At 68.4% G+C, this 24,280-nt stretch carries 21 protein-coding genes and 2 tRNA genes; 18 read left to right on the forward strand and 5 right to left on the reverse strand.

Annotated elements, in window-relative coordinates; all coding sequences use genetic code 11:
• On the reverse strand, positions 1 to 974 hold a 974-nt coding region (locus QN350_RS13695), incomplete at its 3' end, for a mechanosensitive ion channel family protein (RefSeq protein ID WP_323516716.1).
• A gap of 117 nt (positions 975 to 1,091) precedes the next feature.
• The gene (gene pepN, locus QN350_RS13700; RefSeq protein WP_322140094.1) at positions 1,092 to 3,635 is read right to left on the reverse strand and encodes an aminopeptidase N; all 2,544 of its coding nucleotides are present in this window, start codon (positions 3,633 to 3,635) and stop codon (positions 1,092 to 1,094) included.
• Positions 3,636 to 3,776: 141 nt separating this feature from the next.
• On the opposite strand from pepN, the gene QN350_RS13705 reads away from it, so the two are divergent.
• Both QN350_RS13705 and QN350_RS13710 read left to right on the forward strand, forming a co-directional pair.
• Positions 3,777 to 4,394: a GNAT family protein gene (locus tag QN350_RS13705; RefSeq protein WP_322140093.1), complete on the forward strand. Its 618-nt coding sequence runs from the start codon at positions 3,777 to 3,779 to the stop codon at positions 4,392 to 4,394.
• 64 nt (positions 4,395 to 4,458) lie between these two features.
• A complete protein-coding gene (locus tag QN350_RS13710) occupies positions 4,459 to 5,262 on the forward strand; it encodes a GNAT family N-acetyltransferase (RefSeq protein ID WP_322140092.1) in 804 nt (267 codons plus the stop codon).
• 124 nt (positions 5,263 to 5,386) lie between these two features.
• Here the strand turns inward: QN350_RS13710 and QN350_RS13715 are convergent, their stop codons facing one another.
• Complete coding sequence (locus tag QN350_RS13715) at positions 5,387 to 6,880, reverse strand: SDR family NAD(P)-dependent oxidoreductase (RefSeq protein WP_323502493.1); 1,494 nt, start codon at positions 6,878 to 6,880, stop codon at positions 5,387 to 5,389.
• Between the two features lie 92 nt (positions 6,881 to 6,972).
• Complete coding sequence (locus QN350_RS13720; RefSeq protein ID WP_322140090.1) at positions 6,973 to 8,565, reverse strand: MFS transporter; 1,593 nt, start codon at positions 8,563 to 8,565, stop codon at positions 6,973 to 6,975.
• Positions 8,566 to 8,751: 186 nt separating this feature from the next.
• Between QN350_RS13720 and QN350_RS13725 the strand changes: the two genes are divergently transcribed.
• The 10 genes from QN350_RS13725 (at position 8,752) to QN350_RS13770 (ending at position 18,623) form a co-directional block, all read left to right on the forward strand.
• Positions 8,752 to 9,354, forward strand: a complete 603-nt coding sequence (locus tag QN350_RS13725; RefSeq protein WP_322140089.1) for a DsbA family protein — start codon at positions 8,752 to 8,754, stop codon at positions 9,352 to 9,354.
• A 63-nt stretch (positions 9,355 to 9,417) separates the two neighbouring features.
• Positions 9,418 to 9,951 (forward strand): ribose-5-phosphate isomerase, encoded by a 534-nt coding sequence (locus tag QN350_RS13730; RefSeq protein ID WP_322140088.1) that lies wholly within the window; start codon positions 9,418 to 9,420, stop codon positions 9,949 to 9,951.
• A 1-nt stretch (position 9,952) separates the two neighbouring features.
• Positions 9,953 to 10,951, forward strand: coding sequence for an Fpg/Nei family DNA glycosylase (locus QN350_RS13735; protein ID WP_322140087.1), 999 nt, complete (start codon positions 9,953 to 9,955; stop codon positions 10,949 to 10,951).
• 59 nt (positions 10,952 to 11,010) lie between these two features.
• Positions 11,011 to 11,691: an FMN-binding negative transcriptional regulator gene (locus QN350_RS13740; RefSeq protein WP_322140086.1), complete on the forward strand. Its 681-nt coding sequence runs from the start codon at positions 11,011 to 11,013 to the stop codon at positions 11,689 to 11,691.
• Positions 11,688 to 13,169, forward strand: a complete 1,482-nt coding sequence (locus tag QN350_RS13745; RefSeq protein WP_322140085.1) for an amidohydrolase — start codon at positions 11,688 to 11,690, stop codon at positions 13,167 to 13,169. The genes QN350_RS13740 and QN350_RS13745 overlap by 4 nt, the downstream gene beginning before the upstream one ends.
• A 105-nt stretch (positions 13,170 to 13,274) precedes the next feature.
• Positions 13,275 to 14,702 carry a sensor histidine kinase gene (locus QN350_RS13750; RefSeq protein WP_322140084.1) on the forward strand — a complete coding sequence of 476 codons (1,428 nt, stop codon included), beginning with the start codon at positions 13,275 to 13,277 and terminating at the stop codon, positions 14,700 to 14,702.
• A gap of 4 nt (positions 14,703 to 14,706) precedes the next feature.
• On the forward strand, positions 14,707 to 15,387 hold the full coding sequence (locus tag QN350_RS13755) for a response regulator transcription factor (RefSeq protein ID WP_322140083.1): 681 nt from the start codon (positions 14,707 to 14,709) through the stop codon (positions 15,385 to 15,387).
• A gap of 95 nt (positions 15,388 to 15,482) precedes the next feature.
• Positions 15,483 to 16,460 (forward strand): L-lactate dehydrogenase, encoded by a 978-nt coding sequence (locus QN350_RS13760; RefSeq protein WP_322140082.1) that lies wholly within the window; start codon positions 15,483 to 15,485, stop codon positions 16,458 to 16,460.
• An 84-nt stretch (positions 16,461 to 16,544) separates the two neighbouring features.
• Positions 16,545 to 17,414 carry a sulfite exporter TauE/SafE family protein gene (locus QN350_RS13765; RefSeq protein WP_322140081.1) on the forward strand — a complete coding sequence of 290 codons (870 nt, stop codon included), beginning with the start codon at positions 16,545 to 16,547 and terminating at the stop codon, positions 17,412 to 17,414.
• Positions 17,415 to 17,501: 87 nt separating this feature from the next.
• A complete protein-coding gene (locus QN350_RS13770) occupies positions 17,502 to 18,623 on the forward strand; it encodes a hypothetical protein (RefSeq protein WP_322140080.1) in 1,122 nt (373 codons plus the stop codon).
• A 34-nt stretch (positions 18,624 to 18,657) separates the two neighbouring features.
• On the opposite strand, the gene QN350_RS13775 is transcribed toward QN350_RS13770, so the two are convergent.
• A tRNA-Gly gene (locus QN350_RS13775) sits at positions 18,658 to 18,731 on the reverse strand.
• Between the two features lie 166 nt (positions 18,732 to 18,897).
• Between QN350_RS13775 and QN350_RS13780 the strand changes: the two genes are divergently transcribed.
• The 6 genes from QN350_RS13780 (at position 18,898) to QN350_RS13805 (ending at position 24,262) form a co-directional block, all read left to right on the forward strand.
• Positions 18,898 to 18,974, forward strand: a tRNA-Pro gene (locus QN350_RS13780).
• A 42-nt stretch (positions 18,975 to 19,016) separates the two neighbouring features.
• Positions 19,017 to 20,456 carry a trigger factor gene (gene tig, locus QN350_RS13785; RefSeq protein ID WP_323516723.1) on the forward strand — a complete coding sequence of 480 codons (1,440 nt, stop codon included), beginning with the start codon at positions 19,017 to 19,019 and terminating at the stop codon, positions 20,454 to 20,456.
• 193 nt (positions 20,457 to 20,649) lie between these two features.
• Positions 20,650 to 21,249, forward strand: a complete 600-nt coding sequence (locus QN350_RS13790; RefSeq protein ID WP_134447888.1) for an ATP-dependent Clp protease proteolytic subunit — start codon at positions 20,650 to 20,652, stop codon at positions 21,247 to 21,249.
• 16 nt (positions 21,250 to 21,265) lie between these two features.
• Positions 21,266 to 21,937, forward strand: coding sequence for an ATP-dependent Clp protease proteolytic subunit (locus QN350_RS13795; RefSeq protein ID WP_281535178.1), 672 nt, complete (start codon positions 21,266 to 21,268; stop codon positions 21,935 to 21,937).
• 249 nt (positions 21,938 to 22,186) lie between these two features.
• Positions 22,187 to 23,470, forward strand: a complete 1,284-nt coding sequence (gene clpX, locus QN350_RS13800) for an ATP-dependent Clp protease ATP-binding subunit ClpX (protein ID WP_134447892.1) — start codon at positions 22,187 to 22,189, stop codon at positions 23,468 to 23,470.
• Positions 23,471 to 23,584: 114 nt separating this feature from the next.
• Positions 23,585 to 24,262 carry a GntR family transcriptional regulator gene (locus QN350_RS13805; RefSeq protein ID WP_322140078.1) on the forward strand — a complete coding sequence of 226 codons (678 nt, stop codon included), beginning with the start codon at positions 23,585 to 23,587 and terminating at the stop codon, positions 24,260 to 24,262.
• Positions 24,263 to 24,280 lie beyond the last annotated feature (18 nt).

The raw sequence follows: 24,280 nt of genomic DNA on the forward strand, positions 1-24,280 counted from the left end.
GGCTCCGCGGCCGCGGCGACGGCGGCGATGTCGACGGGGTTCGTCGGTGGCGTGGCATCCGAGCCGTCGTCCGACCCGGTCATCACGACGCTGTTGAGCGGCGTGAGCGAGACACCGAGGCTGTCGAGGGCGAGCTTCAGGTGCAGGCGCAGGTCGCGGGCGAAGTCCCACTTCGCCGACACGCGCACCTTCACGGCGAGCCGGGTGACCAGGGCCTCTGCGGAGATCGACTCGAGGCCCCAGATCTCCGGCTTCTCGAGGATGATCGACCGCCACTTGCGGCTCGAGGCGAGCGCCGTCGCGACCCGCAGCATTTCCGACTGAATGGCCTCGACATCCGAGCTGTACGGGATCGGCAGGTCGATGATGACGCGTGCCCAGCCCTGCGACATGTTGCCGACCCGGAGGATCTCGCCGTTGCGCACGAACCAGAGCGTGCCGTTCACATCGCGGATCTGGGTGATGCGGATGCCGACAGTCTCCACGACGCCGGAGGCGAACCCGGTGTCGACGATGTCGCCAACGCCGAGTTGGTCCTCCATGACCATGAACAGTCCGTTCAGGATGTCCTTGACGATGTTCTGAGCACCGAAGCCGAGGCCGGCGCCGATCGCGGCCGTGAGCAGGGCGAAGGAGCCGAGGATGCTCGGGGCCATCACCTGCAGGATGAGCAGGCCGGCGATGATCACGACGAGCACATTGACGATGTTGGTGAGCACGGAGCCGAGCGTGCGGGTGCGCTGCACGACGCGCACGGCGGCGACAGGGGACACGTTGAGCGCCCGGGTGTCCTCGACCTTCTGCGTGCGTTTCACGCCCGTGACGATCTGGATCACCACTCGGCGGATCACGAACTGCAGGATCCAGTGCACCGCGAACGCGACGATCAGGATTCCGAGCACCTGCAGCAGCTGCAGCCCGAGTGTGGTTGTGAAGTATGTGACGATTTCGGCCCAGATGATGTCCCAGTTCATAGCGCTTTCGAGTCTACCGAGAGCCGACCGGGCGAACCCTGAGCGCCCCGCCAACGCGAAAACGGCCCCGCCCCCTGAGGGGCGAGACCGTTCTGGCCGGCGGATGCCGCGGAGCGGCTACTCGGCGTCGCGCGCCTGGGCGGCGAGGGAGCGTTCCACTCCCGCGAGGTTCTCGATCACGAGGCGACGCAACGCGACCGGCTCGGGGTTCGTCTCGAGCCACGTGCGGGTCGCCTCGACGAGCGCCTGGTTGGCGAGCGGGGACGGGTAGAGGCCGATGATGAGCTTCTCCGCGATCGAGAAGCTGCGGGAGACCCAGATCGGCTGCAGCATCGCGAAGTAGGTGTCGACGAACGGCTCGAGCAGGCTCGTGTCGTTCGCGCGCAGGAACCCGGCCGCGGTGACGCGCACGATCGTGTTCGGTGCCGTATCCGTCTCGATCAGGGAATCCCAGGCGGCCTGCTTGGCCTCCGGGGTCGGGAGGGCCGCACGGGCCTGCGCGGCCGACTGGGCGCCGGTCGCGGTGTTGTCAGCGGCATGCGCCGCGTCGATCTCCGCGCCGTCGACCTTGCCGCCGGCGGCGAGGGCGATGAGCAGCTCCCAGGCGAGGTCGGTGTCGATCTCGAGGCCCTCGAGCGGGACCGTGCCGCTGCGGAGCGCTGCGACGCTCGCGAGCTGGCTGTCGGTCGCGGCGACGGACGCGAAGAACTTCACGAACTGGAACTGTGCGTCACTGCCGGGCTCGGCATGCTGGGCGAGGGACCACAGTGCGTCGCCGACCTCGGTCAGCGTCGAGGCCTGGAACTCCGGAGCGACGTAGTAGTTCGCGGCGAGCACGAGCTGGCCGAGCACGGTGCGGAGGGTGGTCGACTCTGTCTCGCTCGCGATGTTGCCGAGAACGAGGCTCACGAAGTCGCGGGCACCCGTCTCGGCGTCGCGGGTCGCGTCCCAGATCGCACCCCACACGATGGCGCGGGCGAGCGGGCTCTCGATCGCGGCGAGGTTCTCGAGGGCCACCTCCTGCGAGGCCGGGTCGAGCCGGATCTTCGCATAGGCGAGGTCGTCGTCGTTGAGGAGAACGAGGGCCGGGCGGGCGCGGCCGACGAGCTCCGCGACATCCGTCTTCTCGCCGTCGACGTCGATCTCGACCCGGTGGGTGCGCACGAGCTGCCCGTCGACGAGGTCGTAGAACCCGATCGCGAGGCGGTGCGGGCGGATCGTCGGGTAGTCGGCGGTCGCGCTCTGCAGCACGGAGAAGCCGGTGATGACCCCGGCGGCGTCCACGGTGATCTCGGGGCGGAGGGTGTTGACCCCCGCGGTCTCGAGCCACTTCGCGGCCCAGCCGGACAGGTCGCGCCCGCTGGATGCCTCGAGCTCGACGAGGAGGTCGTTCAGCTCGGTGTTGCCCCACTGGTGCTTGGCGAAGTAGGAGGCGACGCCGGCGAAGAACTCGTCCCGGCCGACCCAGGCGACGAGCTGCTTGAGGACGGAGCCGCCCTTGGCGTAGGTGATGCCGTCGAAGTTGACGAGCACGTCGTCGAAGTCGGTGATCGTCGCCACGACGGGGTGGGTCGAGGGCAGCTGGTCCTGCTTGTATGCCCAGCTCTTCTCCATCACGGCGAAGGTGGTCCAGGCTTCCGTCCACTCGGTCGCTTCGGCGGTGGCGATGGTCGAGGCCCACTCGGCGAAGGACTCGTTGAGCCAGAGGTCGTTCCACCACTTCATCGTGACGAGGTCGCCGAACCACATGTGCGCGAGCTCGTGCAGCACCGTGACGACGCGGCGTTCCTTGATGGCGTCCGTGACCTTGGACCGGAAGACGTAGGTCTCGGTGAAGGTGACCGCGCCGGCGTTCTCCATCGCGCCCGCGTTGAACTCCGGCACGAAGAGCTGGTCGTACTTGTCGAAGGGGTACGGGTAATTGAACTTCTCCTCGAAGTACGCGAAGCCCTGGCGGGTCTTCTCGAAGAGGTAGTCGGCGTCGAGGAACTGGGAGAGGCTCTTGCGGCTGAACAGGCCGAGGGGGATGATCCGGCCGTCGCTCGAGGTGAGCTCGCTGCGGATGACCGCGTACGGTCCGGCGATGAGTGCCGTGATGTAGCTCGAGATCGTGTGGGTGGGTTCGAAGGCCCAGGTCTTCGCGCCGTTGCCGGCATCCGTGGGCTCGGGCGTCGCCGAGTTGGAGACGACCTCCCATTCGCCGGGCGCCGTCACGGTGAACTGGAACGCGGCCTTGAGGTCGGGCTGCTCGAAGACGGCGAAGACGCGGCGGGAGTCCGGAACCTCGAACTGGCTGTAAAGGTAGACCTCGTTGTCGACCGGGTCGACGAAACGGTGCAGGCCTTCACCGGTGTTGGTGTACTCGGCGTCGGCGACGACGGTGAGCGTGTTCTCTGCGGCGAGACCATCGAGCTGAATGCGGATGCCGTCGCTGACGATCGCCGGGTCGAGGTCGACGCCGTTGAGGGTCACCGCGTGCACCGTGCGCGTGATCGCGTCGATGAACGTCGAGGCACCCGGGGTCGCGGTGAAGGTGACCGTCGTGGTGCTCGCGAAGGTTTCGGGACCCGTCGTGAGGTCAAGGCTGATCGCGTACTTCTGCACAGTGACGAGCGCTGCGCGCTCCTGGGCTTCGATCCGGGTGAGGTTCTCTCCTGGCAACGTTTTCTCCATCTCAGTCTCGACCGGCGCTTCTGGCGCCGGTCGCACGTCTCTTAAGCCTACCGATCCTCGGCGGCACGTTCGGTGCGACAACCGCCAGTCGGCATTTGGCAGCAGAAGTCGATCCAATAGGGTCGAGGCATGGAATTCGCCGCAGCGCCCACCCTCGCCGGAACCCGCGTCACGCTCGAGCCGCTCGATCCGGGGCATGCCGCCGAGCTGAGCATCGCGGTCGCTGACGGCGAGCTGTGGCGCACCTGGTACACGGCGGTCCCGCGACCGGAGGCCATGGCCACCGAGATCGACCGGCGCCTCGCGCTTGCCGCGGCCGGGCAGATGATGCCGTGGGGCATCCGTTCGGCCTCGACGGGGGCGATGGTCGGCATGACGACATTCATGCACCCGAGCCCCGACCAGCAGCGGCTCGAGATCGGCTCGACCTGGCTCGGGAAGGGCGCCCAGGGCACCGGAGCCAACCGGGAGGCGAAACTGCTGCTGCTCGGGTACGCCTTCGAGGAGCTCGACTGCATCGCGGTGGAGTTCCGCACGCACTGGCACAACCGGCAGTCCCGCGCCGCGATCGCCGCGCTCGGTGCGAAACAGGACGGCGTGCTCCGCAGCCACTCCGTCGGGCCGGAGGGCGCCGTGCGCGACACCGTGGTGTTCTCGATCATCGCTGCCGAGTGGCCGGCCGTGCGCCTCGGCCTCCGCGAGGGGCTCGCCCGGCACGCCGCGCTCGCCGAAACCCCGGGGGCATGAACGGCGACCGAAGCGACCAGCGCAGCGGATGCCGTCGGTCCCGCAGCATCGTAGGCTGACGGCAATGACATCCGCCGTCGCATCGCCTGCCGCCCTCCTCGCCGCCTACGACGCCCAGCTCCGCCTGTGGGTGCCCGCTAAGCCGCCTGTTTCGCCCGTCTACGAGCTCGAGGGGTCCGTTCTGCGGGTCGTCGGCCGCACCCGCGGCTTCGTCGAGACGGCGCGGGACGTGGGCGTGCGCGGCGCGGACCTCGACGCGCTGATCCGCCGCCACCGCGACTTCTTCGCCGCCCGAGGCGAGGCCGTCGAGTGGAAGACCCGCAGCCACGACCTGCCCACCGACCTGGCCGAACGGCTCGGTGCCGCTGGCTTTGTCGCTGAGGAGCGCGAGACGGTCGTGATCGGGCTGACCGGGCCGCTCGCATCCGCCCCGACCGTTCCGGATGGGATCATCCTGCGCCGGGTCACCTCACGATCAGACTTCGAGCGGATCGCGGCGCTGCAGACCGAAGTGTGGGGTGAAGACCACTCCTGGCTCGCCGACGACCTCGAATCGAGCGTCGGCGAGGCGGGCGACGAGGTCGTGATCATCGTCGCCGAGGCGGGGGACCGCCTCGTCTCCTCCGCCCGCCTGGAATTCCAGCCCGGCACAGACTTCGCCGGGCTCTGGGGTGGCTCGACCCTCTCCGAGTGGCGGGGCCGGGGCATCTACCGGGCACTCGTCGCGGCCCGCGCGCAGCTCGCCGCCCACCGCGGCGTGCCCTACCTCCAGGTCGACGCCTCGGACGACAGCCTGCCGATCCTGCTGCGTCTCGGCTTCGAGGCCGTCACGACGACGACCCCCTACGTCTGGACTCCGGCGGACTGACGTGCCGCGGCATCCGTCGCGCCCTGAACCAATTCGACGGAGTTTTTGACCGGAAAGGGCTTAAATCGCGCTCCTACGTGCCGAAAACCCAAAAACTCCGTCGAATTAGTTGGGGGGAGGGGGGTTACCAGGCGGCGGGCTTGTAGTCCTTGAGGAAGACGCCGTAGAGGTCCTCGCCTGCTTCGCCGCGCACGATCGGGTCGTAGACCCGCGCCGCGCCGTCGACGAGGTCGAGCGGGGCGTGGAAGCCCTCCTCGGCCAGGCGCAGCTTCGTCGGGTGCGGTCGCTCGTCGGTGATCCAGCCGGTGTCGACGCTCGTCATCAGGATGCCGTCGTCGAGCATCTCCTTCGCGCTCGTGCGGGTGAGCATGTTGAGCGCGGCCTTGGCCATGTTCGTGTGCGGGTGGCCCGGCCCCTTGTAGCCGCGGCCGAAGACACCCTCCATCGCCGACACGTTCACGATGTAGGTGCGCCGGGCAACGGATGCCGCGAGCGAGGCCCGCAAGCGGCTCACGAGCAGGAACGGCGCCGTGGTGTTGCAGAGCTGCACCTCGAGCATCTCGAGCGGGTCGACGTCCTCCACGTTGGCGGTCCAGCTGTTCACGGAGTGCAGGTCCGGCACGAGGCCGCCCGCGTCGATCGCCGTGCCTGCGGCATGCCGGGCTAGCGAGGACGACCCGGGCGCGAGCGCGAGCGCGGTCAGGTCGTCTGCGGTGAGGGCCGTTGTCGCAGAGACGGTCGCTGCGGCGAGGATCGGGTGGCTCGTGACCGAGGCGGCGAGTGCGCTCGGGTGGGCGTCGTTGGTGTGGCCGAAGGTGACGATCTCGGGAACGGAATCCGCCGGCAGCGGGGAAGATTCGGCTTCGACGAGCATGGAGTACGAACCGGGGGAGCGGCGCACGGTCTGAGCGGCGTTGTTGATCAGGATGTCGAGGGGGCCTGCTGCCGCCACGGAGTCGGCGAGGCCGATCACCTGGGCAGGGTCGCGCAGGTCGATGCCGACGACCCTGAGCCGGTGCAGCCAGTCGCCGGAGTCCGGCATCGCCGTGAAGCGGCGCACGGCGTCGCGGGGGAATCGGGTCGTGATGGTGGTGTGGGCGCCGTCCCGCAGCAGCCGCAGCGCGATGTACATGCCGATCTTCGCGCGGCCCCCGGTGAGGAGTGCGCGCTTGCCGGTCAGGTCGGTGCGGGCGTCGCGCTTTTCATGGCTCATCGCTGCGCAGGTCGGGCAGAGCTGGTGGTAGAACGCGTCGACGAGGGTGTACTTCTGCTTGCAGATGTAACACGCCCGCGGAACGAGCAGCTCGCCTGCCGAGGCCCGGTCGGTGCCGAGGCGCAGTTGGGCGCCGATCGTCTCGTCGTCGATCCGGGTCGGGGCGCCCGTCGCGGTCGCCGCGATGACCTCGCGGTCGGCCTCGGCGATCAGGGCCCGCTTCTCGCCGCGGCGCACCTGCTTGACCGACTTGAACATCTTGGCCGTCGCCTGGCGCACGGTGACGAAGTCCGGGTCCTCCTGGTCGAGCGCGGCGAGGGAGGCGAGCACTCGCAGCGCGGTCTCGAGGTCGCCGGGGTCGATGCTCGGAACGGGCACGGACTCTGCGGAAGGCTCGATGGTCATCCGTCAATAGTACGGGCCGCACCCGGGCGCCGCCCGGGCCGACCGGCGAACGAAGAAGCGGCGTCCGTCCCCTGGGGCGGATGCCGGCGGTGCTAGACGCCGACCGGGTGGCGCTCTGGCTCGGTTTCGGGCTCCGGGAGGATGGCGTCGATGGAACTCGTCGGCGGCTCGTAGGTGTGGTCGAACGGCATCTCGTCGGTGTCGAGGTTCGGGTTCTCGTCCTGGGTGGCGACGAGCTCACGGGCCTCGAAGACGGAGTCGACGCTCGGCATCGAGCCGGGCAGGGGGCGCTGGGCGCTCTCCTTGAGGAAGAAGATGCTGACCGCACCGATGAACGAGGTGGCCATCAGGTAGTACGCGGGCATCATGTCGTCGCCGGTGGCCTGGATGAGCGCCGCGATGATGAACGGGGTGGTCCCGCCGAAGATGGCGACCGCGAAGTTGTACGCGATGCCCATCGCGCCGTACCGGCTCTCGGTCGGGAACAGCGCGGGCAGGGACGAGGCCAGGTTCGACACGTAGAACGTCACCGGGAACGCGATCATGGCGAGTCCCAGCAGGGTCGACCAGATCTCGCCGACGCCGATCAGCATGAAGGCAGGGATGGACAGGACGACGGTGCTGATCGCCCCGACCCAGAGCACCGGGCGACGGCCGATCTTGTCGGACAGGCGCCCGGTCAGGGGGATGCAGAGCGCCATCAGCACGAGCACCGGGATAGTGAGCAGGGTGCCGTGCAATTCGTCGTAGCCGAGCGAGCTCGTCAGGTAGGTCGGCATGTACGAGGTGAGGGCGTAACCGACGGTGTTGGCTGCTGCGACGAGGATCATGGCGAGCAGGATGCCCCGCCAGTGCGCCTTGAAGATGGTCAGCGGGCCGTTCGGCGCCGCGTCGGCGCTGTTCGGATCCAGCGCTGCGGCTTCCTTGGCGTCCAGGGTGGCCTGGAAGGCGGGGGATTCCTCGATCTTCATCCGGAAGTAGATGGCGATCAGGCCGAGCGGTCCGGCGAGCAGGAACGGCAGGCGCCAGCCCCAGGCCTCCATGGCGGGCTGGCCGAGGGTGACCTGCAGGATCGACACGAGTGCGGCGCCGATCGCGAAGCCGAGGTAGCTGCCCATGTCGAGGAAGCTCGCGAAGAACCCGCGGTGCTTGTCCGGGGCGTGCTCACTGACGAAGGTGGTGGCGCCGGCGTACTCGCCGCCGGTGGAGAAGCCCTGGACGAGCTTGGTCAGCACGAGGAGCGCGGCGGCCCAGCTGCCGATCATCGCGTAGTTCGGCAGGATGCCGACCACGAAGGTCGACGCGGCCATGATCATCAGTGTCATGGCAAGGACCTTCTGGCGGCCGATCTTGTCGCCGAGCCAGCCGAAGAAGACGCCGCCGATGGGGCGGGCGATGAAGGTGGCGGCGAAGGTGCCGAGCAGGAACAGGGTCTGGACGGACTTGTCGGCCTCGGGGAGGAACACCGGGCCCATGGTCGTGATGAGGTAGCCGAACACGCCGACGTCGTACCATTCCATGGTGTTTCCCACGATGGTTCCGCCGAGTGCTTTCTTGAGCATCGGCTGGTCGACGACGTTGACGTGGGAGACCCTCAGGCGACGCTGCTTGAGGGGCTTTTTGGTCTTGATTATGGCGCGCGCGGCACCGGGCATAGAGTCTGACAAACTACGGTCTCTGGGCATTTGAACTTCTCTCGTGGAGATCACTTGCTCGCGACGTGGAGCTGGCCCTTTTCGGGCATAACGAGCAATTTTAGTACAAAAACGCCGTCAAACCGAATTTTTTGTGCGGATACCGACTCTGGGCAGGGGTTTCTTCGCGTTCCGCGAGTGAGGGAATGCGGGCATCCGAGCACCTAGGCTGGTGCGATGACCGACACCGTGAAGTTCTGGTTCGACCCCTCCTGCCCCTGGGCCTGGATGACCTCCCGCTGGGTGGATGAGGTGGCCTCGCAGCGTGACCTCGACGTCACCTGGAACGTGATGAGCCTCGCGGTGCTCAACGAGGACAACGACGTGAGCGAAGAGTACGCCGCGTTCTTCCCCCGGGCGCTCCGATACACCCGCCTCGTGCAGGCTGCGCAGGAGCTGCACGGTCAGGCCACAGTGAAGGCCCTATACGACGCACTCGGCACCCGGATCCATCCCGGCGGCAACACGAATCCCGACGAGGTCATCCCGGCGGCGCTCGCCGAGGTCGGCCTTCCCGCGGACTTCGCCGCCTGGGCCGACAGCGACCACTACGACCGCGAGATGCGCGCGAGCCACTTCGACGGGATCAACCGGGTGGGCCAGGACGTCGGCACCCCGGTCATCGCGGTGAACGACGTCGCCTTCTTCGGCCCGGTCATCTCGCCGGTGCCCCGGGGCGAAGCCGCGACGAAGCTGTGGGACGGCGTCGTGGCCGTGGCCGCGTATCCCGGATTCTTCGAGATGAAGCGCACGCGCACGGTCGGTCCGATCTTCGACTGAGCGGATGCCGGCGGCGCCGGGCACGGGACGGCGACCACACGGGACGGCAAATAGTATGGGGTCATGCGCATTCACCTCGCCACCGACCATGCCGGCCACGATTTCAGCCGTTACCTCGTCGGTCACCTGACCGAGGCAGGCCACGAGGTCGTCGACCATGGGCCGACGAGCTACGACCCGCTCGACGACTACCCCTCGTTCTGCATCAACGCCGCCCAGGGCGTCGTCGAAGACCAGGCCGCGGGCGTTGACGCGCTCGGCGTCGTGTTCGGCGGTTCGGGCAACGGCGAGCAGATGGCCGCCAACAAGGTCGTCGGGGCCCGTGCCGCGCTGGTCTGGAACCTGGACATCGCCCGGCTCGCTCGCGAGCACAACAACGCGAACGTCATCTCGATCGGCGCCCGCCAGCACACGATCGAGGAGGCGACCTCCTTCATCGACGCGTTCATCGCCGAACCGTTCACCGGCGAGGAACGCCACGTGCGTCGGATCCGCCAGCTCTTCGAATACGAGACGACCGGGTCCATTGCCGGTGTGAGCGTCGATCCTGCGCGCGTAGACCCGTCCAGCGTCGACCCGGCCCGTACCGCGCGCTGACGTGCCAGAGGGTCATTCCGTCCACAGGATCGCCCGGCAGTTCGCGCGTAACTTCGTGGGCCACCGGGTGCAGCTGTCCTCGCCGCAGGGCCGATTCGTCGAGGGTGCCGCGCTGCTTGACGGGCATGCGATGACCCGGGCGCGCGCCGTCGGCAAGCAGATGTTCCTCGAATTCGACAACGGACTCTGGCTGCGGGTGCACCTCGGCATGTACGGCGCGTGGGACTTCGCCGGCGACATCCTGATGGACGCCACGATCGCATCCGCCAACGGCCGGATGGGGCAGACCAACCAGCGCGGCACCGACCTCGACGGGCAGGCGGATGCCGTCCTCGACTCCGCGGGGGAGAACTCGCTTCGGAGCATCGGGGCTCCCCGGCGCACCCGGGTGCGGATGGCGGAGCAGGAGAAGGAGATCGACCAGCGGGGCACCTTCCCTCCCGAACCGGTCGGACAGGTGCGGGTGCGCCTGCTCACCGACACGGTGTGCGCGGACCTGCGCGGCCCGACCGCGTGCCAGGTACTCGACGCAGGAGAGGTGCAGGCGGTGATCGACAAGGCCGGACCCGACCCGCTGCTCGATGACAGCCCCGCAGCGGAAGACCGGTTCACGGCCGTCGTGCGCCGCAAGCCCACCCCGATCGGACTGCTCCTGATGGACCAGTCCGTGGTCAGCGGCATCGGCAACGTCTATCGCGCCGAACTTCTGTTCCGGGCCGGGGTCAACCCGCACGCGCCGGGCAAGAGCCTCGCCGAGGACACCGTGCGCGGTCTCTGGCGCGACTGGGCGCGGCTGCTGACGATCGGCGTCGAAACCGGCCAGATGATGACCATGGACGACCTGGCCGGGGTCGACTGGGCGCGTGCGATGAAGAACCGTGCCGACCGGCACTGGGTCTACAAACGCGAGGGCCTGCCGTGCCGGGTCTGCGGCACCCACATCCTGCTCGAGGAGATGGGCGCCCGCAAGCTCTACTGGTGCCCGACCTGCCAGGCCTGAGACCGCTCACCACGAACACCACCGCTCCGCCGACTGCGAGACAGACAGGACGCCCCCAGATGCGCCACACCCCCAGCTTCGTGCTCACCGATCCCGCCGAGATCCGGCGGCTGATCCGGGAGAACCCGTGGGCCACCCTGATCAGTCACACGAGCGCGGGCGATCTCGTCGCCTCGCACTACCCGATGCTTCTCGACGAGTCCGCTGCAGGACCGGATGCCGATTCCGGCGAGCTCGTGCTGGTCACCCACGTGGGCCGTCCGGACGAGCAACTGCACGAGCTCGGCCAGCACGAGATGCTCGTGATCATCCAGGGCCCGCACGGGTACGTGTCGCCGGGGTGGTACGACGCCAACCCGGCCGTGCCGACCTGGAACTTCATCACCGCGCACCTCTACGGCACGCCGGAGATCCTCAGCGCCGAGGAGAACCTGCTCGTGCTCGACCGGCTCGTCGACCACTTCGAGGACCGCCTGCCCGAACCGCGCCGCCTGCACGGCACGGCGGCGAACTCGGCATACGCCGAACGGATCTCGGCCGGTACCGTCGGACTCCGCCTCCGGGTCACCCGGGTGGTCGCCAAGAGCAAGCTCAGCCAGAACAAGCCCCCTGAGACCGTCGACCGCATCATCTCCGAACTCGAGGGAACCGGTCCGTACGCGAGCGTGAACCTCGCCGCCGAGATGCGTCGCGCGCACGAGCGGCTCGCCCGCGCCGCCCGGTCAGGAGACGACGCATGAGCACCGATCCGCTCGTCCTCCGCAACGCCCGCCTGCCCGGGAGCGACGAACTCACCGATGTCGAGATCGTCGACGGCACGGTCACGAGGCTCGGCTTCCTCGGCGGCGAGGGCGCCGGCGGCTCGGCGGCCGAGTCGATCGACCTCGGCGAGCGCTGGCTGATCCCCGGCCTCTGGGACAACCACGTGCACTTCACCCAGTGGGCGCAGATCGCCCGCCGCCTCGACGTGTCGACCGCGGGCAGCGCCCAGGCGACCGCCCGCATCGTCGCGGGGCGCATCCCGCTTCTCGCGCCGGGGGAGACCCTGATCGGCTTCGGCTTCCGTGACGGGCTCTGGCCGGATGCCCCGGGCCGCGCCGTCCTCGACGCCGTCTCAGGGACGGTCCCCGTCGTCCTCGTCAGCGGCGACCTGCACAGCGTCTGGCTCAACTCCGCTGCACTCTCCGCCCGCGGGCTCGGCGACCACCCCACCGGGCTGCTCCGCGAGGAGGACGCCTTCGCCGTCGAACGGGCACTCGACGCCGTTCCGGACGCGATCAGCGACACCTGGGCAGACGAAGCGGCCCGGGTGGCCGCGGCCCGCGGCGTCGTCGGGATCGTCGACCTCGAAATGGTCTGGAACCTCGACGTCTGGCGCCGCCGCATCGCCGCGGGCGCGGACTCGCTCCGGGTCGAGTTCGGCATCTACACCGAACACCTCGAGCGCGCTGTCGCAGAGGGCCTCCGCTCCGGCGCGGTCATCGCCGAAACCCGCGGGCTGCTCAGCGTCGGCCCGTACAAGGTCATCACCGACGGTTCGCTCAACACCCGCACCGCATACTGCTTCGACGACTACCCGGGGCTCACCGGCGACGACGCCCACGGCGTGCTGAGCGTCGCACCCGACGACCTGCTGCGCTGGATGCGCCTCGCGAGCGAGTCCGGCATCCGCCCCGCGGTGCACGCGATCGGCGACCGCGCCAACCGCATCGCCCTCGACGCCTTCGAGACCCTCGGTTGTGCGGGGAGCATCGAACACGCCCAGCTCCTCAGCCTCACCGACGTCGACCGGTTCGCCGCCCTCGGCGTCGTCGCGAGCGTGCAACCCGAGCACGCCGTCGACGACCGCGACGTCGCCGACCGCTACTGGGCCGGCCGCACCGACCGTGCGTTCATGCTCGCGAGCCTGCTCAGGGCCGGGGCGCGACTCGCACTCGGCTCCGACGCGCCCGTCGCCCCGCTCGACCCCTGGGTCGGCATCGCCGCCGCAGTCGGGCGTACCAGGGATGGCCGCGAATCCTGGCACCCCGAGCAGGGCGTGTCCCGCCAGGCCGCTCTCGCCGCATCCGCCCGCGGCAGGCACCGGGTCGCGGTCGGCGACCCCGCCGACCTCGCCGTCTGCGAGACCGACCCGTTCGTCGCGTCCCTCGACGACCTGCGGCGGATGCCCGTCGCCGCGACCCTGCTCGGCGGTCGGTTCACCCACCGCGCGCTCTGAGCCGCCGCGCTGCGGGGGTTTTCCCCCGCAGCGATTGGGGCGCAGGCCCGATGGGCCCAGTGCACGATGACGGCGAGGCTGGAGTCATCCACCAAGGAGGACACCATGACCACGACGACACCCGCAACCGTCCCGCACTCCGGGGAATCTGGCAATCTGGAGACCGTGCAGACAGCTCTGAGCGAAAAGCCCGGCTATCGAGGCCTCTGGCGATCGGTTCCGCGGGAACTCGGCTTCCTCCTGCTCGCCCTTCCCGTCGCTGTCATCGCCCTGAGCGTGCTGAGCACCGTCTTCTTCTCGGGCGTCGGCATGATCGCGATCTTCGTGGGGCTGTTCGTGATCGTCGCCGCCCTCTACACCGCGCGCGGTTTCGGCCTCGTCGAGCTGACCCGCCTGCGCTGGGCCGGCCAGCCGGCCATCCGGCCGCCCCGGTGGGAACGAGACGGCCAGCCGGTCACACCGCTTCGAACCATGCTCGGCCCGCTGGTCGGCGGCCACTACTGGCTCTACCTCCTGCACGGCATGGTCGTGAACTTCGTCATCTCCCTCGTGAGCTGGACCGTCACCGTCGTGTGGCTCTCGGTCGCCGTCGGTGGGGTCACCTTCTGGCTGTGGGGCTGGTCGGTCCCGCAGGGCGGGGATGGCGGCATGGGCCTGATCGGCCTCGCCGAGCGGATCCTCCCCGGCAGCCAGGCCGTGGACAGCCCCTACCTGGTGGAGAGCCTGCTCGAACTCGCGCTCGGCCTCGCCTTCCTCGCCACCCTGCCATACGTCACCCGCGGGCTCGTGCTGGCGCACCAGTTCATCGGGCAGGGCATGCTCGGAGCCTGGCGCTCCGAGGCGCTCACCCGGGAGGTCGCCGACCTGAGCGCCTCCCGGGGAGCGGCCGTTCTCGCGGAGGACCGCGGCCTCCGCCGGCTCGAACGCGACATCCACGACGGACCGCAGCAGCGCCTCGTGCGCCTGCAGATGGACCTCGCGAGCGCTGAACGCAAACTCGACACCGACCCGGACGCCGCCAGGGCCCTGCTCGCCGAGGCCAGGCAGCAGGCCCACGACACCCTCGAGGAGCTCAGGGCGCTCTCCAGGGGGCTCGTCCCGCCGATCCTCCAGGACCGCGGCCTCACCGTCGCCCTCGAGTCCCTCGCTGCCCGCAGCACCATTCCCGTCGCTGTCGAGTTCCAGCTCGAGCCCGGGCTGCGGCTGCCCTCCGAGATCGAACGGAGCGCGTATTTCATCGCGGCCGAGCTCCTCACGAACGCCGCGAAGCACTCCCGCGCCACCGGCATCCGCCTGCACCTCGCCCTGCGGCGGGTGCCGGACGACGACTCCACCTGGCTCGACGTCTGGGTGATCGACAACGGCATCGGTGGAGCAGTCCTCACAGAGTCGCACGGGTTGTGCGGCCTCGACGAGCGCCTGCGGGGGCTCCGCGGCCTGCTGTCGATCGACAGTCCGGCCGGAGGCCCCACGATTGTCGGGGCGCACATCCCGCTGGCCGAAACCCTGCCCGGTTCGATCGTCGTATCCTGATCGGGTGACCTCGACAGAGCAGACCAGCGCGGAATCCGCGGCTCCGCTCCGGCTCGTTCTCGCGGAGGACTCGCTCCTGCTTCGCGAGGGGCTCGTGCGGCTCTTCGACGAGGCCGGCTTCGACTGCGTGGCCGCCTACGGCGACGCGGACGGCCTGCTCGCCGACGTCGATCGCCTCCGGCCCGACGTCGCCGTGCTCGACGTGCGGATGCCGCCGACCTTCCGGGACGAAGGGGTGCGTGCCGCCCTCGAGCTGCGGCGCCGGCTCCCGGGGGTGGGGATCCTGCTCCTCAGCCAGTACGTCGAGGCCACCTACGCGCACGAACTGCTCGCGGCCGGCGACGGAGGGCTCGGTTACCTGCTCAAGGACAGGGTTGCCTCCCTCGAGGAACTCCAGGACGCGGTGCTGCGGATCCACGCCGGCGGAACCGTGCTCGACCCCCAGGTGGTGCGCGAGCTCCTCAGCCGGCGCACGGACCCGCTCGAGCACCTGACGCCGCGGGAACGGGACGTCCTCGGGCTGATGGCCGAGGGCCGGACCAACGTCAGCATCGCCTCCCGGCTCGTGATCGGCGTCGGTGCGGTCGAGAAGAACGTCACCGCGATCTTCCAGAAACTCGGCCTCGACGACTCGGGCACGGACCACCGGAGGGTGCTCGCGGTCCTCGCCTTCCTCCGCCACTGAGTATTCCGCTGCCAAGAGGCGAATTGAGCGTAGATAATTCGGTTTAATCTGAAGTAACAGGTGCGAACGCGTCCTGGTGCGGGCAGACTGGGACCATGAGCGCAATCGAGAATTCCAAGCTGGCCATCATCGGAGCGGGCGCCGTCGGCACCTCCCTCGCGTACGCGTCCCTGATCCGGCAGTCGGCCCGCGAAGTGGTGCTCTACGACATCAACGAGCCCAAGGTCGAGGCCGAGGTGCTCGACCTCGCGCACGGCACCCAGTTCACCGGCGCCTCCTGCGTGTCCGGCGGCGCCGACCTCGACATGATCTCGGACGCCAACATGGTCGTGATCACCGCCGGTGCCCGGCAGCACCCCGGGCAGTCCCGCCTCGAAATGTCCGGCGTCAACGTCGGAATCCTCCGCGAACTGATGCCCAAGCTGATCAAGCGCGCGCCGGACGCGATCTACATGATCGTGACCAACCCCTGCGACATCCTCACCTACGCCGCCCTGCACTTCAGCGGACTCCCCGCCACCCGGGTGTTCGGCTCCGGAACGGTCCTCGACTCCTCCCGGCTGCGCTGGCTGCTCGCGCACCGCGTCGGCGTGGCCATCGCCAACGTGCACGCCACGATCGTCGGCGAGCACGGCGACTCGGAATTCCCGCTCTGGTCGCAGGCCAGGGTCGGACCGATCTCCCTGGACCAGTGGGTCGCCGATGACATCTCCCCGGTGACCAACGGACGGGAGAAGTTCTCCGAGGCCGAGTTCGCGGCCATCACCGAGGACGTCAAGACCGCGGCATACCGGGTGATCGCCGGAAAGGGCGCCACCAACTACGCGATCGGGCTCTCCGGCGCCCGGATCGTCGAAGCTGTGCTGCGCGACGAGGGCGCCGTTCTCCCGATCAGCTCGGTGCTGACCGACTACCGCGGCGTGAGCAACGTGGCCCTGTCCGTTCCGACGGTCGTCAACGCCGAGGGGGTCTCCCGGGTGATCGAGGTGCCGTTCTCCGAATCTGAACAGGCCCTGTTCCAGCACTCGGCCGACACCCTGCGGGCCACGCTCGACACCCTCGGCCTGAAATAGGGGCACACCGGCCGGATCGGTTACACCGGCCCGACCGGGGACACCGGCGGCGAGCGGGGCGTCTGCGCCGCTACGGTGGGATGCATGTGGCCTGAAGCACTCGTCATCGTCGCGGCCGGTTTCGCCGCCGGCATGATCAACGTCGTCGTCGGATCCGGCACCCTCATCACGTTCCCGATCCTCGTGCTCCTCGGCTACCCGCCGCTCGTCGCCAACGTCTCCAACAACCTCGGCCTCGTCGCCGGCGGTGTCTCCGGAACGATCGCGTACCGGCGCGAGATCGCGGCCCACCGGAACTTCGCATTCGCCCTGCTGCCGGTCTCCCTGACCGGCGGCCTGGCCGGGGCCGGGCTGTTGCTTGTCCTGCCGAGCAGCGCGTTCAAAACGATCGTGCCGGTCCTCATCCTCATGGGGATCGTCCTGGTCGCCATCGGACCGTGGATCCAGCGCCGCGTCGCCGCCGGCGCGGCACGCTCCGGCACAGGTCCTGCCCCATCCGGCACAACCGGCACGACTGCCCCGGAAACCGCTGGCGACCCGGCCGGCAACGGTCCCGCCTCCAGTGGCGGTTGGAGCGCCCTGGGCGGTGCGGGCAAACGAACCGCGATCGTCGTCTGCGTCTTCGTACTCGGTCTGTACGGCGGCTACTTCGGCGCGGCCCAGGGAATCCTGATGATGGGTGTCCTCGGCGCCCTGACATCCGTCTCGCTCGGCTCGCTCAACGCCGTCAAGAACCTCCTCGTCACCGCCGTGAACGTGATGGCCTCGATCGTCTTCATCCTATTCGCACGCGACTCCATCGACTGGCTCGTCGTCGCCCTCATCACCGTCGGGGCCGGCCTCGGCGGGATCCTCGGTGCGCGCATCGGACGCCGCCTGCCGCCCACGCTCCTGCGTGTGATCATCATCACCGTCGGGATCGTCGCACTGGTCAACCTGCTGCTCCGCTCCTGACTGTTCTACCCGTGGAGGAGCTGTCCGGAGTAGGTTGATCGCGGGGGAATTCACATGACGTCAGCCGCTTCAGCACTGGTCCGCTCCATGAGTCTGATCTGCGCCCTGACCACGGCATTGGCGCTCGCCGGGTGCACGCAGGGTTCCGGCGGTTCCTCTCCGGGCGCCTCGCCGGAACCCACGGCATCCGCGACGCCGACGTCCCTGCCCGTCGCGCTCGACTGTGGCCTGGTCCTGCCGGTCGACCGGGCCGCGACCGCGCTCGGGCTCCCGGCGACGAGCCTCTTCGATCCGGCAACCCAGGCAGCAGCCGAACAGCAGCCGAATAGCGGCGCCACCCGGATCGTCCTGCAGGACGCGGCGGCAGTCCTCGGCGGCCTGGTCGACTGCAGCTGGTCTGCCCCTGACAACGGCACCGGAGCGCTGACCGACGACGGCAGTCGGATGCTTCCGCGAGTGAGCGTCCGTGTCCTCCGGAATGCCGCCGACGAGTTCACCGCCGGCGAACCGGACTCCGATGACGGACTGCGCGGACTGCATCCGGTCGACCTCGGCGACACGGCGTACGTGGCCTGCCATCCGCCGGAGCACGACTCGTGCCGGGCAGAAATCCTGGTCGGAACCACCTGGGTCAACGCGACGGTCAGCCCGCAACCCACCGAGGAGAGTTTCGTGACCTTCGCCCGCACCGTCGTCGCGGCTGTCCGGACCGCAGACGCCGTTCCGGCCGCGGCGGTCCCGCGTCGTGTCGATTGTGACACCCTGCTCGACTCGACGGACCTCGCGAATGCAGTCGACATGACGCACGCGACATCGACAGACTACGGCACGTCGGAGTCCGGCCGGATGGGCACCCGGGGCGCAGCCGAGCGCCTGGCCGGCCTGGTCACCTGTGGCTGGACGAGCTCCGACACAAGCTCCGGAGCGGGGGTCTCGTCCGGCGGCGTCCTGGTGGATGTCCTGCCCGGCGCCCGGGCGACCTGGCAGGCGACACCTCCGAACGAGGCGAAATCCAGCATCCGCTTCGAGGAAGCGACCGGACTGGGCGACGAGGCATTCGCCGGCTGCGGCGGGGACACCTGTGAGGTCGACGTGCTCTCCGGTGACGTCTGGGTGCTCGTCCAGCAGTACGCGCAGCCGACCGGCAACCTGGACGGTGCGAAGAAGCTCGCGGTCACCGCTCTGGCCAACTACCTCGCGAACCGATAGCGAGGGTGGAAGAGGCTGACGAGGCCGGGGAATCTGGAGGGGATGACGGGAATCGAACCCGCGCCATCAGTTTGGAAAACTGAGGCTCTACCATTGAGCTACATCCCCATGCGTGCCGAACTGCGCACTCAAATACCTTAGTACAGCCGCGGGGACCTCGCGTACGCGAACCGACCATGGGCATCCGGTCGGTGCAGTAGACTTATCGAGGTCAATCCGCTGTCGCGTGTACCTGCGTGGCGTCAGGCTGACTCCAACGGGTTGAGACAATATCCGGGGCGTAGCTCAGCTTGGTAGAGCGCTCGGTTTGGGGCCGAGAGGTCGCAGGTTCGAATCCTGTCGCCCCGACCATCACCCCCCTCTGAACCAGATCGAACACAGGAGATAACCCACGTGAAGTCCACGGTCGAAAAGCTGAGCCCCACGCGCGCCAAGGTCACCATTTCGGTGACCCCGGAGGAGCTGAAGCCCAGCATCACCCACGCATATGGTCACATTGCCGAAGACATCAACATCCCCGGCTTCCGCAAGGGCAAGGTTCCGCCGCCCATCATCGACCAGCGCGTCGGTAAGTCGGCCGTCCTCGAGCACGCCGTCAACGAAGGCCTCGACGGTTTCTACCGCGCCGCCGTCGACGAGCACAAGCTCCGCCCGCTCGGCCGCCCCGAGGCCGACATCGTCGAATGGCCGTCCGACAAGGACTTCTCCGGCGACCTCAAGCTCTCGATCGAGGTTGACGTCCGCCCGGACATCGACCTTCCCGCATACTCCGGCCTCAAGCTCGTCGTCGACACGGCCGAGGTCACCGATGAGGACGTCACCGAGGAGCTCGACAAGCTGCGCAGCCGCTTCGGCACGCTCATCACGGTCGACCGCCCCGCCAAGACCGGCGACTTCGTGCAGATCGACCTCGTCGCATCCATCGGCGACGTCGAGGTCGACAACGCGACCGGCATCTCCTACGAGGTCGGCACCGGCGACTTGATCGACGGCATCGACGAGGCACTCGACTCGCTCAGCGCGACCGAGACCACAACCTTCAACTCCACCCTCATGGGCGGCGACCACGAAGGCGAAACCGCCGAGATCACCGTGACGGTCCTCGCCGTCAAGGAGCGCGAGCTTCCCCCCGTCGACGACGACTTCGCGCAGATCGCCAGCGAATTCGACACCGTCGCAGAGCTCACCGAAGACCTCAAGGCGCAGGCGCTGCGCTCCAAGATCTTCGGCCAGGGCACCCAGGCACGCGAACTCCTCATCGAGCAGCTCCTCGCCTCCGTCGAGGTCCCGATCCCGACCGCGATCATCGAGGACGAGGTGCGTCGTCACCTCGAGGGCGAGAACCGCCTCGAAGACGACGTGCACCGCGCCGAGGTCACCGAGTCGAGCGAGAAGACCTTCCGCCAGCAGATCCTGCTCGACACGATCGCCGAGGCCGAGAAGGTCCAGGTCAGCCAGGACGAGCTCACCCAGTACCTGATCCAGGGCGCAGCCCAGTACGGCATGGACCCGAGCGAGTTCGTCCAGGCGCTCAGCGGAAACGGCCAGATCCCGTCGATGGTCGCAGAGGTCGCCCGCAACAAGGCCCTCGCGATCGCCCTCGGCAAGGCGGAGGTCGTTGATGGCAACGGCGCCGTCGTCGACCTCGCCGAGTTCACCGCGATCGCGGGCGACGAGCCCGAGGCCACGGACGGCACCACCTCCGTCGACGTCGACATCGACTCCGTCACGGTCGACCCCGCCGCGGGAGCGGCAGCCGCCGACTCTGACGACGAGGACGAGGCCGCAGAGGTCGCCGCGAAGCCGAAGAAGAAGGCCGCAGCCAAGAAGTAACACCCGCTGCGCGGCATCCGCTGCCAGCACCCGCTGACTCCAGCGAACAAGGGCCGGGCGTCTCAGGACGCCCGGCCCTTCGGCGTTCCCGGGCTCGGGGGAGCCGCGCAATCTGCCGAGGGCGAACACGGCCGTTCTGGCTCTCAGGCTCCTATAGATTCAATCTCAAGCGACAAGTGAAACGGAGCGCGACATGGCCGATATGACCCCAACACCCGGCGTTTTTGACCGACTGCTGAAAGACCGCATCATCTGGCTCGGTTCGGAGGTCCGGGACGAGAACGCCAACGAGATCTGCGCCAAGATCCTGCTGCTCGCAGCAGAGGACTCTGAGCGCGACATCTTCCTGTACATCAACTCTCCCGGTGGCTCGATCACGGCCGGCATGGCCATCTACGACACGATGAAGTTCGTACCGAACGACATCGTCACCGTCGGCATCGGGCTGGCCGCCTCCATGGGCCAGTTCCTGTTGTCCTCCGGCACCAAGGGCAAGCGGTACATCACGCCGAACGCCCGGGTCCTCCTGCACCAGCCGTCCGGCGGCTTCGGCGGCACGGCGGCGGACATCCAGACGCAGGCCAAGGTCATCCTCGACATGAAGAAGCGGATGGCGGAACTCACGGCCGAGCAGACCGGCAAGTCGGTCGAGCAGATCCTGATCGACAACGACCGCGACAACTGGTTCACCGCCCAGGAGGCCGTGACCTACGGCTTCGTCGACCACCTGCGCGGCTCCGCGTCGGAAGTAATCGGCGGCGGCGGCACCGACGACTCAGTGAACAAGATCTAGGACGGGCGTACACGACATGGAATTCACGAATTTTGGTCACCAGGCCGGTGGCCGCGCACCGCAGGCTCCCGAGTCTCGGTACATCCTCCCCACCTTCGAAGAACGCACGGCCTACGGCTACAAGCGCCAGGACCCGTACGCGAAGCTCTTCGAGGACCGCATCATCTTCCTCGGCGTTCAGGTCGACGACGCATCCGCTGACGACGTCATGGCCCAGCTCCTCGTGCTCGAGAGCCAGGACCCTGACCGCGACATCGTGATGTACATCAACTCACCGGGTGGCTCTTTCACCGCGATGACGGCGATCTACGACACGATGCAGTACATCCGTCCGCACATCCAGACGGTCTGCCTCGGCCAGGCGGCTTCCGCCGCCGCCGTGCTGCTGGCCGGAGGAACCCCTGGCAAGCGCCTCGCACTGCCGAACGCGCGCATCCTCATCCACCAGCCTTCTGCCGGCGGACAGGGCGGCGGACAGGCGTCCGACATCGAGATCCAGGCTGCGGAAATCCAGCGGATGCGTGACTGGCTCGAAGAGACCATCGCGCACCACTCCAACCGCACCTCGGAGCAGGTCCACAAGGACATCGACCGCGACAAGATCCTCGGCGCCCCCGAGGCTCTCGAATACGGCCTGATCGACCAGATCCTGACGAGCCGCAAGAACGTTCCGGTCCTCGTCAAGTAGTAGTTCCCTCTCGCGACGGGGCAGGTCCCCGTTCTCCTGTCGCCCGCGCGGCGGCCGGCCGGATGCTCACGCACCGGCCGGCCGCCGCGTTCCGGTTTCCGCCGGTCGGGCACCGCGGCCGGGCCCGCGCGAGGATTGTTACGGGTTTCCACCGATCCGCGTCGCTTGCACCCCAGTGTCACACCCAGAGGCTAGGCTCGGTTCAGCGAGACAAGCATGACCTGCACGACCGATGGAGGAGGCTGACGGATGGCCCGAATAGGCGAAAGCGCCGACCTGCTGAAGTGTTCCTTCTGTGGGAAGAGTCAGAAGCAGGTCCAGCAGCTGATCGCCGGCCCCGGTGTCTACATCTGCGACGAATGCGTCGAGCTGTGCAACGAGATCATCGAAGAGCGCCTGGCCGAGGCCGGCGCCGAAGAAACGACGGGCGAGTTCGAACTGCCCAAGCCCAAGGAGATCTTCGGGTTCCTTGAGGAATACGTCATCGGGCAGGAAGCCGCCAAGCGCGCCCTGGCCGTCGCCGTCTACAACCACTACAAGCGCGTGCGCTCCCGTGCAACGCTCACCGCGGCCGATGCGATCCACGACGACGTGGAAATCGCGAAGTCCAACATCCTCCTGATCGGCCCGACCGGCTGCGGAAAGACCTACCTCGCGCAGACGCTCGCGAAGCGCCTCAACGTTCCCTTCGCCGTGGCGGATGCGACGGCGCTGACCGAGGCAGGCTACGTCGGCGAAGACGTCGAGAACATCCTGCTCAAGCTCATCCAGGCCGCAGACTATGACGTCAAGCGTGCCGAGACGGGCATCATCTACATCGACGAGATCGACAAGATCGCGCGCAAGGCCGAGAACCCCTCCATCACCCGCGACGTCTCCGGTGAAGGCGTGCAGCAGGCACTCCTGAAGATCCTGGAAGGCACCGTAGCCTCGGTTCCCCCGCAGGGCGGGCGCAAGCATCCGCACCAGGAATTCATCCAGATCGACACGACCAACGTGCTCTTCATCGTTGCGGGCGCGTTCGCCGGCCTCGACGACATCATCTCCACCCGCGCAGGCAAAAAGGGTATCGGCTTCGGCGCCCCGCTGCACAGCAAGGGCGACGACGTCAACCTCTTCAGCGAGGTCCTCCCCGAAGACCTGCACAAGTTCGGACTCATCCCCGAATTCATCGGCCGCCTGCCCGTCGTCACGACCGTCACCCAGCTCGACCAGGTCGCCCTCATGCAGATCCTCACGGTGCCGAAGAACGCCCTCGTGCGCCAGTACCAGAGGATGTTCGAGCTCGACGGCGTCGAACTCGACTTCGAGCAGCCCGCACTCGAGGCCATCGCCGACCTCGCCGTGCTGCGCAAGACCGGCGCCCGCGGCCTCCGCGCGATCATGGAAGAGGTCCTCGGGCCGATCATGTTCGAGGTACCGTCCTCGAGCGAGGTCGCCAGGGTCATCGTGACCAGGGCCGCCGTGCTCGACAACGCGGCGCCGACGATCGTGCTGCACAAGGCCGCCCGTCGCGTCGAGAAGTCCGCCTAGCTCCGAAACCCATCAGGACCTGAACCGCCTCCGACCACAGTCGGGGGCGGTTTTTGGTGCAGGCGGGTCGGCGGCGACTTGACAGGGCACCACGGGCAATATCTAATATATTGCATGCCGGTTCCCGTTCCCGATGCGCTGCATCGCCCAGCCTCCCTGCGCGACTATGCCTACGAGGCACTCCGCACCGCGATCGTCGACGGAACGCTCGCCCCTGGCGAGAAGCTTCGTGACGCCGAGCTCGAGTCCTGGCTCGGGGTCAGTCGCACGCCGATCCGCGAGGCGATCGCCCGGCTCGAAACCGCAGGTCTCGTTCGAACCGAGCGCGCCAGGCAGACCGTCGTCGCGCCGCTGGACGAACGAACGGCAATGAACGCACAGGCGATCGCCGCAGCGCTCCACGAGCTCGCCGCGCGCGAGGCGGTCGCCCAGCTCACCGCCGGGGACATCGCCGCGATGAAGGCGGCCAACGACCGGTTCCGGCTCGCCCTGGCGACGAACGACGTCGATGCCGCCATCGCCGCGGATGACGATTTCCACGACGTCGCCGTGCGCGCGAGCGCGAACCAGCTGCTTCCGGCACTGCTCGAGCAGGTCACCCCCACCCTGAGGCGGCTGGAACGCGCCCGGTTCTCCTCCCTCGCGGGGCGGGCATCCGTTGCCGACCACGAGCGCATCATCGGATTCTGCGCGGCCGGGCAAGCCGACCAGGCCGGCACGGCCGTACGCGAGAACTGGCTCACCCTCGGGCGGATGCTGGCCGCGACTGCCAACGTGACCCTGAACCCCTGAACCCCTGAACCCCTGAAC

The sequence above is a fragment of the Cryobacterium sp. 10I5 genome (genome assembly GCF_035019865.1).
In the GTDB taxonomy this organism is placed as follows: Bacteria; Actinomycetota; Actinomycetes; order Actinomycetales; family Microbacteriaceae; genus Cryobacterium; species Cryobacterium breve_A.

Coding starts and splice junctions, on each gene's coding strand:
- QN350_RS13795 (WP_281535178.1), top strand. CDS start 21,266: ATGGAATTCACGAATTTTGGTCACCAGGCCGGTGGCCGCGCACCGCAG.
- QN350_RS13710 (WP_322140092.1), top strand. CDS start 4,459: ATGACATCCGCCGTCGCATCGCCTGCCGCCCTCCTCGCCGCCTACGAC.
- QN350_RS13745 (WP_322140085.1), top strand. CDS start 11,688: ATGAGCACCGATCCGCTCGTCCTCCGCAACGCCCGCCTGCCCGGGAGC.
- QN350_RS13770 (WP_322140080.1), top strand. CDS start 17,502: ATGAGTCTGATCTGCGCCCTGACCACGGCATTGGCGCTCGCCGGGTGC.
- QN350_RS13715 (WP_323502493.1), bottom strand. CDS start 6,880: ATGACCATCGAGCCTTCCGCAGAGTCCGTGCCCGTTCCGAGCATCGAC.
- QN350_RS13805 (WP_322140078.1), top strand. CDS start 23,585: ATGCCGGTTCCCGTTCCCGATGCGCTGCATCGCCCAGCCTCCCTGCGC.
- clpX (WP_134447892.1), top strand. CDS start 22,187: ATGGCCCGAATAGGCGAAAGCGCCGACCTGCTGAAGTGTTCCTTCTGT.
- QN350_RS13760 (WP_322140082.1), top strand. CDS start 15,483: ATGAGCGCAATCGAGAATTCCAAGCTGGCCATCATCGGAGCGGGCGCC.
- QN350_RS13790 (WP_134447888.1), top strand. CDS start 20,650: ATGGCCGATATGACCCCAACACCCGGCGTTTTTGACCGACTGCTGAAA.
- QN350_RS13730 (WP_322140088.1), top strand. CDS start 9,418: ATGCGCATTCACCTCGCCACCGACCATGCCGGCCACGATTTCAGCCGT.
- QN350_RS13765 (WP_322140081.1), top strand. CDS start 16,545: ATGTGGCCTGAAGCACTCGTCATCGTCGCGGCCGGTTTCGCCGCCGGC.
- QN350_RS13750 (WP_322140084.1), top strand. CDS start 13,275: ATGACCACGACGACACCCGCAACCGTCCCGCACTCCGGGGAATCTGGC.
- QN350_RS13705 (WP_322140093.1), top strand. CDS start 3,777: ATGGAATTCGCCGCAGCGCCCACCCTCGCCGGAACCCGCGTCACGCTC.
- QN350_RS13740 (WP_322140086.1), top strand. CDS start 11,011: ATGCGCCACACCCCCAGCTTCGTGCTCACCGATCCCGCCGAGATCCGG.
- QN350_RS13725 (WP_322140089.1), top strand. CDS start 8,752: ATGACCGACACCGTGAAGTTCTGGTTCGACCCCTCCTGCCCCTGGGCC.
- QN350_RS13720 (WP_322140090.1), bottom strand. CDS start 8,565: ATGCCCAGAGACCGTAGTTTGTCAGACTCTATGCCCGGTGCCGCGCGC.